Here is a 15,575-nt window from a genome sequence, read left to right on the forward strand (position 1 = left end):
GTGATCGACTTCCGACACGCGATCGACGGGGCGCACCGGGACGAATGGGCGCGGATCGTCGCCGCGCTGGCCCGACGGTTCGGCGATCTGGACATCGCAGAGGAGGCAGCGGCCGAGGCGTTCGCAACCGCGGTCGAACGATGGCCGATCGACGGCGTGCCTCCCAACCCGGGGGCCTGGCTCACCACAACCGCTCAGCGCAAGGCCATCGACCGGATCAGGCGGGAGAGCAGGCGTGAGGACAAGCAGCGGCAGGCCCAGCTGATGTATGACGACGACCCGCCCCAACCGGTGGGTGCCATCGACGACGACCGGCTCCGGTTGATCTTCACCTGTTGTCATCCGGCGCTGGCGATGGAGGCTCGGGTGGCACTCACCCTTCGGATGGTGGGCGGCCTGACGGTGCCCGAGATCGCGCGCGCGTTCCTCGTGCAGGAGCCGGCCATGGGCCGCCGGATCACCCGCGCAAAGACCAAGATCAAGGCCGCCCGGATCCCGTACCGGGTGCCCGCCACCGGTGATCTTCCTGGCCGGGTGGGCGGGGTGTTGTCGGTACTGTTCCTGATCTTCAACGAGGGCTATCTGGCCACCGGTGCCGACTCGGACCCGGTACGCCATGAACTCACCTCAGAAGCCATCCGGCTCACCCGCCTGCTGCGCGGCATGTTGCCGCGGGACGGCGAGGTCGCCGGGCTGCTGGCCCTGATGCTGCTGATCGAGGCCCGTCGCACGGCACGGGTGTCGGCAACCGGGGAACTGGTCACACTCGACGAGCAGGATCGAGGATCCTGGGACGGTTCGCTGATCGCCGAGGGTCACCGGCTGGTGATGGAGCGGCTGGCCAGCGGTGCCGCCCCCGGCCGTTATCAGATCCTGGCAGCGATCAACGCCGTACACACGTCCGCGCGGGACATGCGGGACACCGATTGGTCCCAGATCGTGGCTCTCTACGACCAGCTGATCGTCCTGGATCCATCGCCGATCGTCGCGTTGAACCGGGCGGTCGCCGTCGCCGAGCTCGACGGCCCGGAGGTCGCGCTGGCGATCATCGACCGTCTCGGCGACACGTTGGCCCGATATCACGCCTACCACGCCGCCCGCGCCGACCTGTTGCGCCGGCTTGGCCGCAGCGAGGAATCCCGCGTGGCGTACGACCGGGCGATCGAACTGGCCGGGAACTCCGCCGAGACGGCCTACCTGACTCGCCGGCGGGACCAACTCGCCTAGGAACGGTTGCTGGGAAGTTGGTGCTGGGTAGTCACAGCACGATCTTCCCAGTTGATGTCGGGACCCGTTCGGTGATTCGCCACCAGGCCGATTCACCGCCCGGGATTCCGGCCAGAAGCGTCGGGTCGTCCACGACGTCATCGCGACGCAGGCCACGGAGGACGATGTAGCGGATGGACCGTGGGGGACTCACCAATGCGAGGACCCACCACAGCCGGCGGGCATACGACTCGGCCAGTTCCGTACCGTCCCACTGGTAGACGCCCCGGTAGCGGCCGTTCTCGTCGTTGGCGAGCCACAACTTGGACCGGAAGCCGGAGAAGCCGGCGAACAATGGCGTGTTCAACAGACTTTCGACACGAAACGCCGTGTGGCCGGCCCCGCGAATCCAGCGCAGCCGAAAACAGACCAGCAGTACGGCCGGGTCGGCCGATTGCGCGCCGGTGATCACCGTGTCGCGGTAGATCCGGCCGTGGGATCCGTCGGCGAACCGCAGCACGTCGCCGACCCGGTCGCGCGGCATCGCGATCTTGTGGCGTATCACCATCGCCGCTGTCCGGCCGACGGAGACTGTCACTGCGGCAAAGGCACTGAGTACGGACGCCGGCGGTTGATCGGCGAGCAGTTCTGGCGACGCGGCGTCCACGGCACAACAATGCTTGCTGGGCGACATGGAGCGCAGGGGACGTCGGTAACCGATCAGCCCGGCCCTTGGTCCCGAACTGCACGTGCCTGCAACGCTCCGTCAATTGTCCGATAAGCTACATTATGTCAAGTTGACGGTACTCCCGCCGTTCTCGTGGCCCGAGTCAGACGGCTGTTTCGGTCTGCATGCTGTTGGGCTCCCCCGCGATCGCTGCCAGGCATAGTTCCGGTTGAGTCAGCGGAAGGTGGTGGTCCCCGTCGGGAATGATCCGCAGTGTGACGTGCGGATGCTGACCGGACAGCTCACGAAGGAAATCGAGGTCCAGCATCCTGTCGTCGGTTCCGGCGACCAACTCGACGTCGCAGGTTGCCGAGGCAAGCCATTGTGCGGCTTCGGCGGCGACGATGACTCGTTTGATCGTCTCCGAGTACGACGTCCATGAATGCCGGGTCGCGTCCTCCAGGATCGGTTCCGGCAGGTCGGGCCGGATAACGCCGTAGAGTCTGGCCGCGAGCTTGGGACGCTTCTGGCAAAGGTGCCGGCAGAAGATCTTCGCTGCCCAGTCCTGGAAGGCGAAGAGCTGCTCCAGCCGGCCGAGTTGACGGATCTGTCGCCGAGCGTGTTCGGGGTCCCGGAAAAGTGGCGGAGCGATGGCGACCACGCGCCTGACCTTGTCGGGATACCTGCTTGCGAGCCATAGGGAGAGTAGTGCTCCCGTGGAGTGCCCGACGACCAGGAGGTCTGAACCCACCCCCAGTTCAGCCACCGAGCGGACCAGCGCGTCGCCGTGGTCGTCGGGGCCGTATCCCCGGTCCGGCCCTCGCGAGAAACCGAAGCCCAGCAGATCAGGCGCCAGCAGCAGGCCATCATCGGCCAATCGGTCGTAGGCAGCGCCCCAATAGCGGTTCGACCCCATGAATCCGTGGAGCAGGAGGGTGGGACGGCCCTCCCCTGCCACCCGGACTGCAAGCGAACCGATCCGCAGCTCGCCCTTCGGGTCGGCCCAGATGTCGAGGCGCGGTTGGCCCGCGTCGGATGAGTCCAGCGCGGCTCGGCGCATAGTTCGGCGCCGGCGCTTCATCAGCATCATTCGGATCGGCATCATCGGCTGCCCTCCTCACCTGTATGAGCAGCTGCTCATATAGTATGAGCGTACGCTCAAACTTGGCAATGCGGCAGGGAGGAGGCAAGAGCCGGATGCCCCGAGGTGTGGCCATACCCGAGGTGAGAGAGCGCCTCTTCCAAGCGGCGGAGCGGGTCCTCCTCGGTCGTGGCGCAGATGGGTTCAGCAGTCGCGCCGTCGCGCAGGAGGCGGGCGTGGCTCGTGGACTGCTGTTCAACCACTTCACCGATCTTGACCAGTTCCTCGCCGAACTCGTCGTTGACCGGGCCGATGCGGCCGGCCGGGAAGCGGCGCAACTCATCTCCTACGCCGGCTCAGGTGACGTTGCAGCCAACCTCGCCGGCGTGGCGACGGCACTTCTGCGGTCGCCGCTGTTCGCCATCATCGGAATCGTGCACTCCCGGCCATCTACCCTGGCGCGCCTGCATGAGCTGGGATCCGTCAGCTCCGTTCACGTCCTCGGCGATGTTGAGAAGGCATTCGTGGACTACCTGGAAGCAGAGAAGGCTGGCGGGCGAATCGCCGCTGACACGAACACCGGCGCGGTCGCCCTCGCACTCGTAGGCAGCCTCCACTACGGCTTTGTCACGGGCCGCATCGATCAGGCCAACGCAACAGAGTATGTTCCGATGATCATCGGCACCTGCCTCAGATCCGAGCCCGCGGACGAGTCGGGCCGGTAGCGTGCGCGGCCTCCAGCGATCGGATCTGAACCGGTTTCGGGACGTCGATTCCAGCCGTCAGCGGCATCCGTCAGGATCGGCTCACCAAGGCTTGATCTGGAGGACTCGTGCTGAGGCCGTACCGGACGTTGTTGGGACTCGACGGAGCGCGCGGGCTGGTGGTCGCCGGCCTGATCGGCCGCGTTCCGTTGTCGATGCTCGGCCTCGGGACTGTGCTGCTTGTTCGAGCCCAGAGTGATTCGTACGCGCTTCCGGGCTTGGTGAGCGGCACGCTGGCCGTCGCCACGGCGCTGACCGGCCCGCTGACTGGGGCCTTGGCCGATGGGTGGGGTCAGCGGCGACTACTGCGGCCGCTGCTGGTCGTGTTCGCGGTCTCCACCAGCGCGCTGGTGTTCGCGGCGACCAGCCCATGGGCTGGGTGGCTGCTGTTTCCGGCTGCGGTCGTGGCTGGCGCGGCCGTCCCCCAGATCGGATCGATGGCTCGGCGCCGGTGGAAACACATGGTCGGAGACCATGGCACCTTCAACACGGCTCTCTCCTTGGAATCGGTCATCGACGCCGGCGTGTTCGTTGTTGGGCCCGTGCTCGCTGCGTTCCTGGCTGCCAGTGTTTGGCCCGGTGCTGGTGTCTTGACGTCAACCGGTCTGGCCGTGATCGGTGGCGGTCTCCTGATGATGCAGCGCACCACGGAACCACCACCTCGTGCTCGCCGCGGGGACACCGGCGTGAAGACTCTCAGCCCGCCCACCTATCGGGTTGCCGGTGCTTGGGTCCTGGTAGCGGCCCACCTGATGCTGGGAATGTGTTTCGGATCCAGCGATCTCAGTGTGATCGCATTCGCACAGGTGTCCGGACACAACGCGTTGTCCGGCGCCCTGCTCGCCGCCTTCGCCATTGGCAGCGTCATCGCGGGGGCGGCGTACGGGGCGATCAATTGGCAACGGACGCTACCCACCCGATTTGCGGTCGCCCTGCTGTCCATGGCGTTGCTGTCGATCTCGCTCGTGCTGTCTCCGACGATCGTCGTCATGGCCGTTTGCGCCTTGATCTACGGGATGACCGTCTCACCCGCGCTGATCGCTGGGACCGGCCTGATGGCCAACCTCGTCGCAGCGGACCGTCTCACCGAGGGATTCGCCTGGCTCACCGCGGCGACCGGCCTCGGGATCGCCGCGGGGTCTTCGCTGGCAGGCCAGTTGATCGACGCCTATGGGGCCAACCATGCGTTCCTCCTGACCACGGCAGCCGCCACCACGGGCACCCTCATCGCATTTGCCGGGAGGCGGTGGCTGTCACCCTCCAGAAAAGACTGATGACGGGGACGGCCTTGTCGCCGGGGTGGTGGACCAGGCGTACCGGTTACCCCGTCGAACTGTTCAGGCGGTCGGGGAGAACTGCAGGTGGATGTCGGTCTCGGACTCACCGTTGTGTCGGAGCCCCAGGCGCTCGTACAACTGCCGGGCTCGGGTGTTGGTGCGTTCCACGTCGAGCTGCAGGGGCTTCCCGGCGGCACGGCACTCCTTGATCAGTGCCGCGATCAGATGTGTGCCGACGCCTCTGTTCTGAAAGTCGGGATGGATCTGGATGCCGCCGAGGAAGATCCGGTCTTCGAAGCGGACGACGCGGAGCCTGCCGACGGGTTCGCCGTCGAGCTCGACTATCGACAGCAGACTTTCCGGCTCGTCCTTACCGAAGTACTCGGGGATGGATTCGATCATGCTCTGCCGAGCCTTCTCAACGTCGATTGACGGATCGGTCTGCGCCTGGACGGCGGCGAGGACGTTGGCCAAGGTTGGGATGTCGTCATGTGTCGCTGTGCGGAGGCTGATCATGTCAGCAACCGTCTCAGCGTCGTCGAACGGTCACAACCGGATTCCCGGATCGCTTCCCCCTTGGCTGGTTTGCGACGCAGGCACTCGCCGGTTGCTGCCCGTACGACTTAGCGCACCGGTCGATCGCTTGACAGCGGGAAGCCCCGGATTGCAGGATGCTGGTGCTGCTGAATGAGGGCGCGCCGGCACTCGCCGAAGGGGCTATGCCCACCTCGCCACTATTAGAGGTGTGCCCATGACGAATCTGGAGAATCTGCGGAAGCAGGCCAGGCAGCTACTCCGCTGGCACCGCGAGCGTAACTATGCCGTCGCTGCGAGGATCCGTGCCGGGTTGCCGCGGTACCACGGGTTGAGCGACGAACAGATCCTCGCGCAGCGCTTCGTGCTTGCTGACGCGCAGCTTCTGCTGGCTCGCGAAGCCGGATACGAAACATGGGCTACGTTCAAGGCGCAACTGGCGCAGAAGCCCCAGGCGGCCGCAGCGTCCGACCCCGGCGACTCACCGCCGGCGGTTCTCACCCGGGCCGAACCACAGCTCTTCGTATCCGACGTCAACGCAGCCTGCGAGTTCTTCGAACGCGAATTGGGATTCCAGGTGGTCTTCACCCACGGCGATCCGCCGTACTACGGTCAAGTACGCCGCGACAACGTCAGCCTCAATCTTCGTTACGTTTGTGAACCTGTGTACAACGGCACCGTTCGAGATGATGATCAACTGCTCTCGGCCGTGATCCTCGTCGACAATGTCAAGGCCCTCTACACCGAGTACGTCGCGGCTGATGTCGAGTTCCAGCAAACGCTGCAGCGTCAGCCGTGGGGCGCACATCAGTTCGTGGTTCGAGACCCCGAGGGCAATCTGATCCTGTTCAGCGGAGAGTAGCCGCGGACCGGCGTCCGCCAGCGTCCATGATCACCGCGGGTCCAGGGCGGCGCCTTGTGCTACTCGGCGTCGCCGAAGAACCCGGTGAGCAACGCGTTCACGCGCTCGGGCTCGTCGAGTTGCACCCAATGTGACGCCTCCGATAGCCGCTCGACGCGCACGTGCGGGACCAGCTCCCGTGAGGGCTCAGCCATCGAGGCGATCAAGAACCGATCCTGCTCGCCCCAGATCACCAGCGCCTCGGCAGGGATCGGCCGGTACAACCTCCGCATGCGCTGGATCGGCGTGCGAAGCGCCGCGCGATACCAGTTGATCGGCCCCCGGAATCCGTCGGCGCCGTTCAGTGCGGCCACGTACCGGTCGAGGTCGTCGTCGGTGAACGTGCCCGGCCGCGCGTCCCGAAAGGCCTGTGCGAGCGCGCGCCGCCCGGTCCAGCCCAGCAGGTGCTCGGGCAGCCAGGGGATCTGGAAGAAGAACATGTACCAGCTGTTCAGCAACTGCTTGCGGCTGCTCCGCAGCGTCCGCTGCATCGTGTCCGGGTGCGGCACGTTGAGGATCGCGAGCTTCTCGACAACTTCCGGGTGCAGTGTCGCCACCATCCATGCGACGGCCGCGCCCCAGTCGTGGCCGACGACGAACGCGCGCTCCTCCCCCAGCTCGACGCGGACCAGCGCAGCGACGTCCGCCGCCAGGGTCTCGACCCGGTACGCGCGCCAGTCGTGCGGCTTCTCACTCTCCGCGTAGCCGCGCTGATCGGGCGCCACGACCCGATACCCTGCTTCGACGAGCGCCGGAACCTGCAGTCGCCAGGACCACCAGAAATCCGGGAAGCCGTGCAACAGCACGACCAGCGGGCCGGAGCCGGCCTCGACGTAGTGCAGGCGTACGCCGTTGACGACGGCCTGGCGGTGCTGAAGCTCCATGCCCTGGCACAGTACGTCAAAGCCCGCCGTCCAGACGCGCAGGCACGAAGTCGTCGGTCAGCAGAAGCACCGCCTGCCAACAACGAGTCGGACCGGCATAATCCGTGTCATCTCTACAGGCGGACCGGATTTGGGGCGGCGTGGACTCTGGTGATGTTCGCAGAGTGCCCGACGACGAAAGGCTGCCGATGCGCCACGTGCTCGATTGGGTCGTCGCCGTCATGCGGGCGCTCGGGGCCCCGGGCGTCGGCGTCGCTACCGCAGTCGAGAGTGTCTTCCCGCCGGTCCCCAGCGAGGTGGTACTTCCTCTCGCCGGATACACCGCCAGTCAAGGACACTACGGAATGATTCCTGCGATCGTCGCTGCCACTGCAGGATCGCTCGCCGGTGCGTACGTCCTTTACTACCTGGGTGCAGCGTGGGGCAGGGACCGGATCTGCGCCGCTGCCGACCGTGTTCCGCTGCTCCACGCGCGCGACGTCGAGCGGGCGATCGGGTGGTTCCGACGTCACGGGCCCGCCGCTGTCCTCCTGGGCCGTATGGTGCCCGGGATCCGGAGTCTGATCTCCATCCCTGCCGGCATCGACCGGATGCCGATCTGGTCATTCTCGATCTACACGGTCGCGGGAAGTTCGGTCTGGAACTCTGCTCTGATCGTCGCCGGCTATGAGCTCGGCGCGCAGTGGCACCACGTTGAGGGATATGTGGGCACCGTGAGCAATGTCATCTACATCGGCCTCGGGCTTCTTGTGATCGGCTTTGTGCTCCGGCGGCTGCGACGACGCGCGCAGGGCTCGTCCGGGGAGTAGCAGCCGCGTAGGCCGAACGGCTGCAGCTGCAATCGGAATGGGGCCGTCCTGCCCTTCTCACCGGCGTTAGACGCCGACAAAACAATTGCGCATTCAATTGGGTCTCCGACTCGATCCGATCAATGGGGCTCTCATCGAAGGACTAAAGTCCCGAATCAGATATAGCGCCATTGACACACTTGCGTCATAGCGGGACACTTTTTTTCGGGCGATGTCGCTCAACCCCTACTTAGCCAAACAAGACGGTCTGGTAACGCTGTAGGTCTTGTTGTCATTGGGTCAGTAGCGGATGAGACTCGACGCCCGCCGACTGTAGGACATTTGCCCAGCTAAAGTCCGTCGTGGCTGCGGGCCACGTTCGGATTGCCTTTATCGCCGTGAGGTGAGGAAGGGGTAATGGTCTGTGATCGCACCCGTCTGCGAACCCGCTCGAGTCAGATCTTCCTGGGTGACATCTGCGCACATGCTCCGGCGGCACCAGACCTGCGCAGTCGCGCAAGCCGGGTGCCGCCGTACGCCGTCGGCAACCATTCACATCCACCGTTAAGGGGTGATCGCATGGCTGAAGTCTCTGTGGAGACAGTAATGATCCGGTACCTGCAGGGGTTGGCCGTCCTGCTCTCGTGTTTTCCGAAAGGAGGAAAGGTCCACGAGTTCTTCCAACTGGCCCTTGACGCGGAGGGTCCTGCAGTGTTGGCGCGAGCCAACGTAGACGCTGCGCTCGATGACGACGCCGAGTTGAAGGCTTGGCTCGAAAAACTTTGGGCGCCCGAAGGCCTTCACGCCAGCGAACAGGGGTTGGTCGAGTGGCAGAACAACTCCGACAACATGACGGCGGCTCTTGATGAGTTGCGAGCGGTGGTCGGGAACTTCGGTTCACTCTGAACGACCGATCCCGGTCAGTCTCATCGAATCATTTATCCCCCTAAATCAAAATGAACACATTCAAGAAAGGGATCACTCATGACCGAAACGGTTAGCGATCGCACATTCACTGACGCCGACGAGGCACTCCTTTCGGCTGTCGTCGACCAGGAATTCCGCGCCCACATGACCGACAGTGGTGACTTCACCGATGCAGCGCTCCCGGCCGCGGTGGAGCCTCAGGAGCAGGCTCCGTTGGATCTCGCAGCCGGAAGTGCCTTCACAGCACAATGCAGGTCGACCTGCAGCTCAGGCCCGCTGACGTTCGTGTGCGACGGAACGACCAAGTAGTCCGAATCGACCGAACGACGACGTGATCAAGGCACATGACAGCGCCACGGGACGTGACAGTGTGACACAGCCCGGAGCCGACGTCTTTGGTCGCGACGATCTTCGAACCGTCGGCGGTCTGCCCGCCTACGAGGCAGCCCTTCAGGTCGCAGTGCGGGCATCGAACCTCGCCGAGCAGACCGCCGTCGTCGCAGCTCTCGCCGACGTTGTTGTCGACGAGAGTGATCAGCCCCTTCGACCGGCCGAGGACTGGCAGATCGGCCGGTTGGCCGACCGCTTGGCCGACCAGAGGACCGACGTCGACACCATCACCCGCGTGGTACGGCGCTACCGTACGTGGCGCCGGCGCGCGGACAGTATGGATCAGACGGCCCGTGCCACGGTGGCCGACATTCACCGCCGATGGATCGGCGTCTACGCCGAGGCGTTGGCCGACTTCGCGCCCGCCCCTGACTCGGTTGAAGCGCCCACCTCATCCAGACATCGCATCGGACTGGCCTGCGCACCATTCACACAGCATCTGCGCCGTCGCCTTGCGGAGCGACGAGCTGTCGCGAATCGGGCGGCCGGGCGCGAATTGATCAGCCGCGAGGTCGTCGACGCATTCGAGGCGCATCTCCTGGACCGGTTCGAGCTCGCCGCTGCCTGGGCCATCGAGGCACATGAGAACTTGACGTTCGCGCGCTGGGGGGCGAGTCGTGAGACGGCCAGGGATGCCGACCACGACGAATACTTCCGGTTGACCTTCGCCGACGCCGCGCACTGCCATGAGTTCTTCCTCCGATTCTCGGTACTGGCCAGGTGGTTGGCCGCCGTCACCGGCCAGTTGGTTGAGAACGGCACTCAGCTGATCAACAGGCTCGCCGCCGATGTCGATCTGATCGGCGAAGCGATCATCGGGCAACCGGTCCGATGCTTCACCTCGGTCGAGCTGGGCAAGGGCGACTATCACCGGGGTGGCAACAGTGTGGCCATGATCGGTGTCGATCTTGGCTCGACGCGTGCGGCGCTCGTGTACAAGCCGAGACCGTTGGCTGTCGAGGTCGCCATGCAGCGGCTCCTGGGACGGCTCTCCGACGACGGCGTGATCAACTTCGCACGACGCAGGGTCGTCGCGCTGCAGGATTACGGCTATGAGGAGCGGATCCCCCACGGACGCAACGAGGTCGAATCTCCCGACGAGGCTGCGCGGATCTTCGAGGAGCTCGGTGGATTCCTGGCGGTGTTCTATGTCCTCGGTGGCAGCGACCTCCATCACGAGAACGTCATCGTCGCCGACGGACATGCCCACATCTGTGACTGCGAAACCGTGCTCGGTGTGGAGCCTCCGGGGCATGAACTCGGTTGGCACACAGTCGCCGACTCGGTGTTTCGTACCGGGCTGTTGGAATGGCCGTTGCCACCGACGACCGAGGTCGTCACTCGGCTCAGCGGCTATTCCGGCGGCGGTGTGTATGAGGTCCCCTTCCCGGTTCCCCGGCTGCAGGACGGAGCTGTTCCGACCGTTCGCCACGAGACGGGCGTCCGCATCGAGGGGAACGCAGCGAACCGTGTCCGACTGGCCGGCACCCTGCTCGAGGCGAAGGACTTCGAGGATTCGATCGTGCGAGGTTTCACCGCCGTGCACGATTGGTTCCGCACCCAACCGGGCGCGCCGGCCTACATCGCCGAGTTCTTTGCCGCGACGGACATCCGTTACGTTGCGCGCAACACCCAGACCTACGTTCAGCTGCTGATCGCAGCCCGGCATCCGCGCTGCCTGGTCGAACCGCTCGAGGTCGACGTCGTGTTCAGACGTCTTGCCGAGGCGCCGCTGCGCTGGGACTCCGACGGTCGCGCCACTGCAGCTGAGCTGCGCTCGCTCTGGCAGCTCGATGTACCGACCTTTGGTGTCGCAGCGCAGCAGCATGAGTTGCTCAACGACAACGTCTACCCCACTGGCGTCACCGCGGCTCGTTCGCCGCTCCAGGCGGCTCTCGAGCGCATCAGGTCCCTGCCGGCCGACGATCGGCTTCGGCAGGTCAGCTACATCAGCGCCAGCCTGTCGACGGCAAAGGTACGCGATGACAGTTTCGTCATCACCGCGCTCGAGTGGGCACAACTGGTCGGTCAGGAGCTCAGCGGGTTGCTGGCTGAGCCGGGCCCCGGACCCCGCTGGAGCTACGCCGCGGCCGATGCGGATGTGAGCGACATCGAGGGCACGCTCTACTACGGGAGCGCGGGAGTGGCTTTGTTCCTCGGGTATCTCGACGCGATCATCCCCTCGCCCAGCGTGAACCGCGCGGCGCGCGATGCGTTGGCGCACTCCTTGAGCCATCCACCCCGCGGAATCGGCGGGTTCGACGGCCTGGCCGGACAGGCGTACGTGCTCGCCCACCTCTCCGCCCTGTGGGGCGATCAGAAGTTGTGGGACCTTGCCGTCAACCGAGTCGCGCAGATCGATCCGTTGATCGATGACGATCGGGACCTTGACGTACTGAGCGGCAGCGCCGGGGTGATCGCGGTGCTGCTGGCGATGTCCGACATGTCCGACATGACAGACATCGGCCTGGCGACCGCGCACCGATGCGCCCAACACCTCCTGGATCATGGCGTGTCCGGAGAGCATGGCCTCAGTTGGCCATCGAGCACACCGGAGGTCGGCATCGCTGACCTCACCGGGTTTGCCCATGGAGCGGCGGGAATCGGATGGGCGCTGACCAGGCTCGGCGCGGCGACCGGACACGCGGGCTACATCGACGCGGGGCTGGCAGCCTTCGAGTACGAACGGCACCACTTCGACGACGAACATCAAGACTGGTACGACCTGCGCACGAGCATGCAGGACCCGGTTCATGGTCGGCGTCATTTCGGCAACGCGTGGTGCAACGGCGCGCCGGGCATCGGGCTCAGCCGACTGGAATCGTGGTCGGCCCTTGGGCGTGGCGAGGTGTTGCTTCTCGATGAGGCGTACACGGCCCTTGCCGCAACCTTGCGTGGGCTGTCATCGGTCGGCAACGAGACGCTGTGTCACGGAGTCTCCGGGAACTCCGAGATGCTGCTGCGGATCGCGGCCCGCCAGCAAGAACCCGCGTTCCAACTCGAAGCGAATGTTCAAGCCCAGGCGATGTGGCGTCGCCTGGCAGCCGCATCCAACTGGCCGCGTGAGGAAGCCGGCCGCCAACCGCTCTCGGGACTGATGGTCGGCATCGCCGGTGTCGGCATGCACTTTCTCCGGGTCGCCGAACCGGACCGTGTGCCGTCACCGTTACTGCTCGACCCTCCGAATCCAACGCTATGGAAGGTAGGTACGTGAATGACCACGACGTCTGCATGCCACGAGTTCCTCGACCTCGCCGATCACGATCTCGAGATCGCCCGGATGATGAGAGCAATCACCGACCCGGCCGAGCTTCCGCTGCTGGGACAGAGGCTGGGCTTCGCGTTCGACGGCGAGTCGATCATGGCCGCTGTGATGGAACGCAATGCCGACCAGGAACCGGGCGAAGAACCCGTTCAGCCCAGTTCGCCGGTGGAACAGGCGATGGCTTCGGCGCTGCACTACGAGTTCGAGGTCGGCGACGTCGCGGAGTTGGCTCCGATCATCGATGACCTGCCGAAGCTTCGGCTTCGGCCGGCAACCGCCGACCTCGATCGGTTCCGCAGTGAGTTCCGGGCCGAGGACTATCAGTGGGCCGATGAGTCGCCTGCCTCCCCTGGATTCCAAGCGCGCTACGACGAGATCATGGCCCCGCACTGGACCGGCAGCACGGACTCCCCCTGTGCGACGTGACTTCCATCTGATCAACCTCGACCAGGCCCCGAGTCTGCCGGAGTACCAGCCGTATTTCGACGCCAAGGTACGGACGCTGGAGCATCTTGAAAAGGTGTTCGGCCCGGGGATTCGCTTCTCCGGGAGCATGTGGTACCCGCCCTACGCGTATCGGCTCTGGCACACCAACCAGACCCAGCCGGGCTGGCGGATGTACTTGATCGACTTCGACGAGGACATCCCGGCCGGCGACACCCGGACCTTCATGCGCTATATGAACCCGTACACCAAGGAACTGGTCACGCTCGCGGACCGACCGCAGCTGATCCGTTTCTTCCGGATCCGCGAAGACCCGGTCCTCTGGCACTGCATCGTGAACCGAGCCGAGCGGGACAGGTGGAGCTTCGGTTTCGTCGTGCCCGATGACTGGATGCAGCGGCTGTCCCAGGCAACACCGTCATCCGAGAGAGACAAGAGAGTCCAATGACCAGGACCGATCAGGACCGCAATCCGAACCGGCTGTATTTCAACCTCGACTACCACGCCGCACTGACCAGGGCAGCGTGTCCCGACGATCCAAAGATCAAGGATGAACTCGAGGTCATCGTGGCCGCGAATCTGGCGACCGACGCCAACCAGTTCAACAGTGCGTGGCACTTCGACAACTGTGCGTTCGGACCGGGCACCGAGCGCATCGACGATCTCTGGGAGCTGATCCGATCGACAACCATCGAGACCAACACATTTGTCGACTTCGGCACGATGATCCACACCGTGGAAGACTTCTATGCGCACTCCAACTGGATCGAGCTGCATACCGACGTCGATCCGATCCCTACCTGGGACCTCCAGGTCGGCTCGCTGCCGGCCGACATCGTGAGCGGGACGTTCCTGCTCGACTGGCCCAAACTGTGCGGTCCGAATGCACCGACGCACGCCGAACTGAACAAGGACTCCCCCACGTCGACTGAGGGGGCCAAGATCGTTCAGAGCGGACCCAATGCCGGCAAGTCCCTCTTCGACCTCGCCTACGCGACGGCGCTTCAGGCGACGCGGGATCAGTTCGCTGACCTGTCCAAGGTCGTCAATGGGTAATCATCCGCAGACATCGCGGTCCAAACTGTGACGGCGTGTCCCGGTACGCCGCCGGCCGGCGTCGCGCGCGGCCCGGACGCCCGGGCCGCGGACCTGATCACCAGGCGAGTGCCAGGTAATCGTCGGGCCGCTCCCGGACGAACCACAGCGCGGTACGCGCTTCGCCCCGGTCGTCGCCGAGGCCAAGCTGCCACCGAGCATTGAAAGCGATGATCCACGCAGCGGCGGCCGCCGCCACCCGTTGTTCCGGACCCGTGAACGGCTGTCCGCGGGAGGATTCGTAGCCCTGAAGGAATGTAGCCACCTCCTCCGGACTCGACAACCCACCGCCGCTGGTTGAGCTAGCTGTTCTGTCCACGGAGGTTAGGTACGAGGTCGGCTGGTGACTTGCCGTCGAGTGCGGTGTGTCCGCGGTGGTGATTGTAGGTGTGGAGCCAGTCGGTGAAGCAGGCGGCGCGTTCTGCTTCGGATGAATAGGGTTGGGCGTAGGCCCATTCCTGCAGCATGGTGCGGTTGAATCTCTCCACTTTTCCGTTGGTCTGGGGCCGGTAGGGCCGGGTGCGTTTGTGTTTGATGTCTTCGCCCAGGGCTGCGGCGAACAGCTTGGAGCGGTAGCAGGAGCCGTTATCGGTCAGCACGCGTTTGACCACGATGCCTGCTGAGGCGAAGTAACTGTTGGCCCGCTGCCAGAACGCGGCCGCGGTCTCCTTCTTCTCATCGGTCAGCAGCTCGCTGTAGCCGAGCCGGGTGTGATCATCGACAGCGTTATGGATGTACCAGTAGCCGATCTTTCCCCTACGGGTGTTCTTCTGACCCTGAACCCGACCCACGACGCGCCAGCCGCCGCCGTCGGGGATCCGGCCCAGTTTCTTGATATCGACATGGATGAGGTCTCCCGGCGCCTGGTGGACATAGGAGTTGATCTTGGTGCGGCCGGTCTTGATCCGGGTCCCGGTCGCCGGGTCGGTGAACGTCAACAGTGGACAGCCGTAGCGACGCAAGATCTTGTGCACGGTGGAGACCACCAGCCCCAGCCGGTAGGCGATCCGGGCCGGCCCCCACCGGCGCGAGACCCGCAAGCCGACCACCCGGCGCTCGATCCTGGTCGGCGTCCGCCCCGGCGACACCCGCGGGCGGGACGATCGATCCCGCAATCCCGCGGCCCCCGCGGCCCGATCGGAACGGTACCGGTCAGCCCACCGTTTTGCCGTTGTCACCGATACCCCGAACCGCTCCGCGGCCCGGCGCAACGGCCAACCCTGATCGACAATCAGCCGGGCCAGCCGCAGACGACCAGTCGGGGTCAGAACAGCGTTAACGTGGGACACGAGGACCTCCGGTGTCTGAGATGTGTTTGCTTGGTCGCTTCACACCTCACCCGGAGGTCCTCG

The 15,575-nt window shown here is 65.1% G+C and carries 17 protein-coding genes; 11 read left to right on the forward strand and 6 right to left on the reverse strand.

Going from position 1 to position 15,575, the window contains the following annotated elements:
* A complete protein-coding gene (locus GJV80_RS06455; RefSeq protein WP_154687188.1) occupies positions 1-1,227 on the forward strand; it encodes an RNA polymerase sigma factor in 1,227 nt (408 codons plus the stop codon).
* Between the two features lie 31 nt (positions 1,228-1,258).
* Here GJV80_RS06455 and GJV80_RS06460 read toward each other — a convergent pair whose 3' ends face one another.
* Positions 1,259-1,873: a hypothetical protein gene (locus GJV80_RS06460; protein ID WP_230208191.1), complete on the reverse strand. Its 615-nt coding sequence runs from the start codon at positions 1,871-1,873 to the stop codon at positions 1,259-1,261.
* A gap of 163 nt (positions 1,874-2,036) precedes the next feature.
* Positions 2,037-2,978, reverse strand: a complete 942-nt coding sequence (locus GJV80_RS06465; RefSeq protein ID WP_154687189.1) for an alpha/beta fold hydrolase — start codon at positions 2,976-2,978, stop codon at positions 2,037-2,039.
* Between the two features lie 92 nt (positions 2,979-3,070).
* Between GJV80_RS06465 and GJV80_RS06470 the strand changes: the two genes are divergently transcribed.
* Positions 3,071-3,679: a TetR/AcrR family transcriptional regulator gene (locus GJV80_RS06470; protein ID WP_195909196.1), complete on the forward strand. Its 609-nt coding sequence runs from the start codon at positions 3,071-3,073 to the stop codon at positions 3,677-3,679.
* A 107-nt stretch (positions 3,680-3,786) separates the two neighbouring features.
* Entirely contained in the window at positions 3,787-4,992 is a 1,206-nt protein-coding gene (locus tag GJV80_RS06475; protein ID WP_154687191.1) for an MFS transporter, read from the forward strand.
* A 63-nt stretch (positions 4,993-5,055) separates the two neighbouring features.
* On the opposite strand, the gene GJV80_RS06480 is transcribed toward GJV80_RS06475, so the two are convergent.
* Positions 5,056-5,511, reverse strand: coding sequence for a GNAT family N-acetyltransferase (locus tag GJV80_RS06480; RefSeq protein ID WP_154687192.1), 456 nt, complete (start codon positions 5,509-5,511; stop codon positions 5,056-5,058).
* A 235-nt stretch (positions 5,512-5,746) separates the two neighbouring features.
* On the opposite strand from GJV80_RS06480, the gene GJV80_RS06485 reads away from it, so the two are divergent.
* Entirely contained in the window at positions 5,747-6,391 is a 645-nt protein-coding gene (locus GJV80_RS06485) for a VOC family protein (protein WP_154687193.1), read from the forward strand.
* Between the two features lie 59 nt (positions 6,392-6,450).
* Here the strand turns inward: GJV80_RS06485 and GJV80_RS06490 are convergent, their stop codons facing one another.
* Positions 6,451-7,314: an alpha/beta fold hydrolase gene (locus GJV80_RS06490; protein ID WP_154687194.1), complete on the reverse strand. Its 864-nt coding sequence runs from the start codon at positions 7,312-7,314 to the stop codon at positions 6,451-6,453.
* Positions 7,315-7,478: 164 nt separating this feature from the next.
* Here GJV80_RS06490 and GJV80_RS06495 point away from each other — a divergent pair, with 164 nt between their 5' ends.
* The 7 genes from GJV80_RS06495 (at position 7,479) to GJV80_RS06525 (ending at position 14,184) form a co-directional block, all read left to right on the forward strand.
* Positions 7,479-8,123 carry a DedA family protein gene (locus GJV80_RS06495; RefSeq protein ID WP_230208192.1) on the forward strand — a complete coding sequence of 215 codons (645 nt, stop codon included), beginning with the start codon at positions 7,479-7,481 and terminating at the stop codon, positions 8,121-8,123.
* 558 nt (positions 8,124-8,681) lie between these two features.
* On the forward strand, positions 8,682-9,008 hold the full coding sequence (locus tag GJV80_RS06500) for a DurN family substrate-assisted peptide maturase (RefSeq protein ID WP_154687195.1): 327 nt from the start codon (positions 8,682-8,684) through the stop codon (positions 9,006-9,008).
* A gap of 78 nt (positions 9,009-9,086) precedes the next feature.
* Positions 9,087-9,338, forward strand: a complete 252-nt coding sequence (locus GJV80_RS06505) for a cinnamycin family lantibiotic (protein WP_154687196.1) — start codon at positions 9,087-9,089, stop codon at positions 9,336-9,338.
* Between the two features lie 61 nt (positions 9,339-9,399).
* Positions 9,400-12,633, forward strand: coding sequence for a type 2 lanthipeptide synthetase LanM family protein (locus GJV80_RS06510; protein ID WP_154687197.1), 3,234 nt, complete (start codon positions 9,400-9,402; stop codon positions 12,631-12,633).
* A complete protein-coding gene (locus GJV80_RS06515; protein WP_154687198.1) occupies positions 12,634-13,110 on the forward strand; it encodes a hypothetical protein in 477 nt (158 codons plus the stop codon).
* Positions 13,100-13,576 (forward strand): hypothetical protein, encoded by a 477-nt coding sequence (locus tag GJV80_RS06520; protein ID WP_154687199.1) that lies wholly within the window; start codon positions 13,100-13,102, stop codon positions 13,574-13,576. The genes GJV80_RS06515 and GJV80_RS06520 overlap by 11 nt, the downstream gene beginning before the upstream one ends.
* Positions 13,573-14,184: a hypothetical protein gene (locus tag GJV80_RS06525; RefSeq protein WP_154687200.1), complete on the forward strand. Its 612-nt coding sequence runs from the start codon at positions 13,573-13,575 to the stop codon at positions 14,182-14,184. The genes GJV80_RS06520 and GJV80_RS06525 overlap by 4 nt, the downstream gene beginning before the upstream one ends.
* Before the next feature lie 97 nt (positions 14,185-14,281).
* Here GJV80_RS06525 and GJV80_RS06530 read toward each other — a convergent pair whose 3' ends face one another.
* Both GJV80_RS06530 and GJV80_RS06535 read right to left on the reverse strand, forming a co-directional pair.
* On the reverse strand, positions 14,282-14,488 hold the full coding sequence (locus GJV80_RS06530; protein WP_154687201.1) for a hypothetical protein: 207 nt from the start codon (positions 14,486-14,488) through the stop codon (positions 14,282-14,284).
* A 37-nt stretch (positions 14,489-14,525) separates the two neighbouring features.
* A complete protein-coding gene (locus GJV80_RS06535) occupies positions 14,526-15,512 on the reverse strand; it encodes an IS481 family transposase (protein WP_154687202.1) in 987 nt (328 codons plus the stop codon).
* Between the last annotated feature and the right edge of the window lie 63 nt (positions 15,513-15,575).

It is taken from the genome of Microlunatus sp. Gsoil 973, from assembly GCF_009707365.1.
Classification (GTDB): Bacteria; Actinomycetota; Actinomycetes; order Propionibacteriales; family Propionibacteriaceae; genus Microlunatus.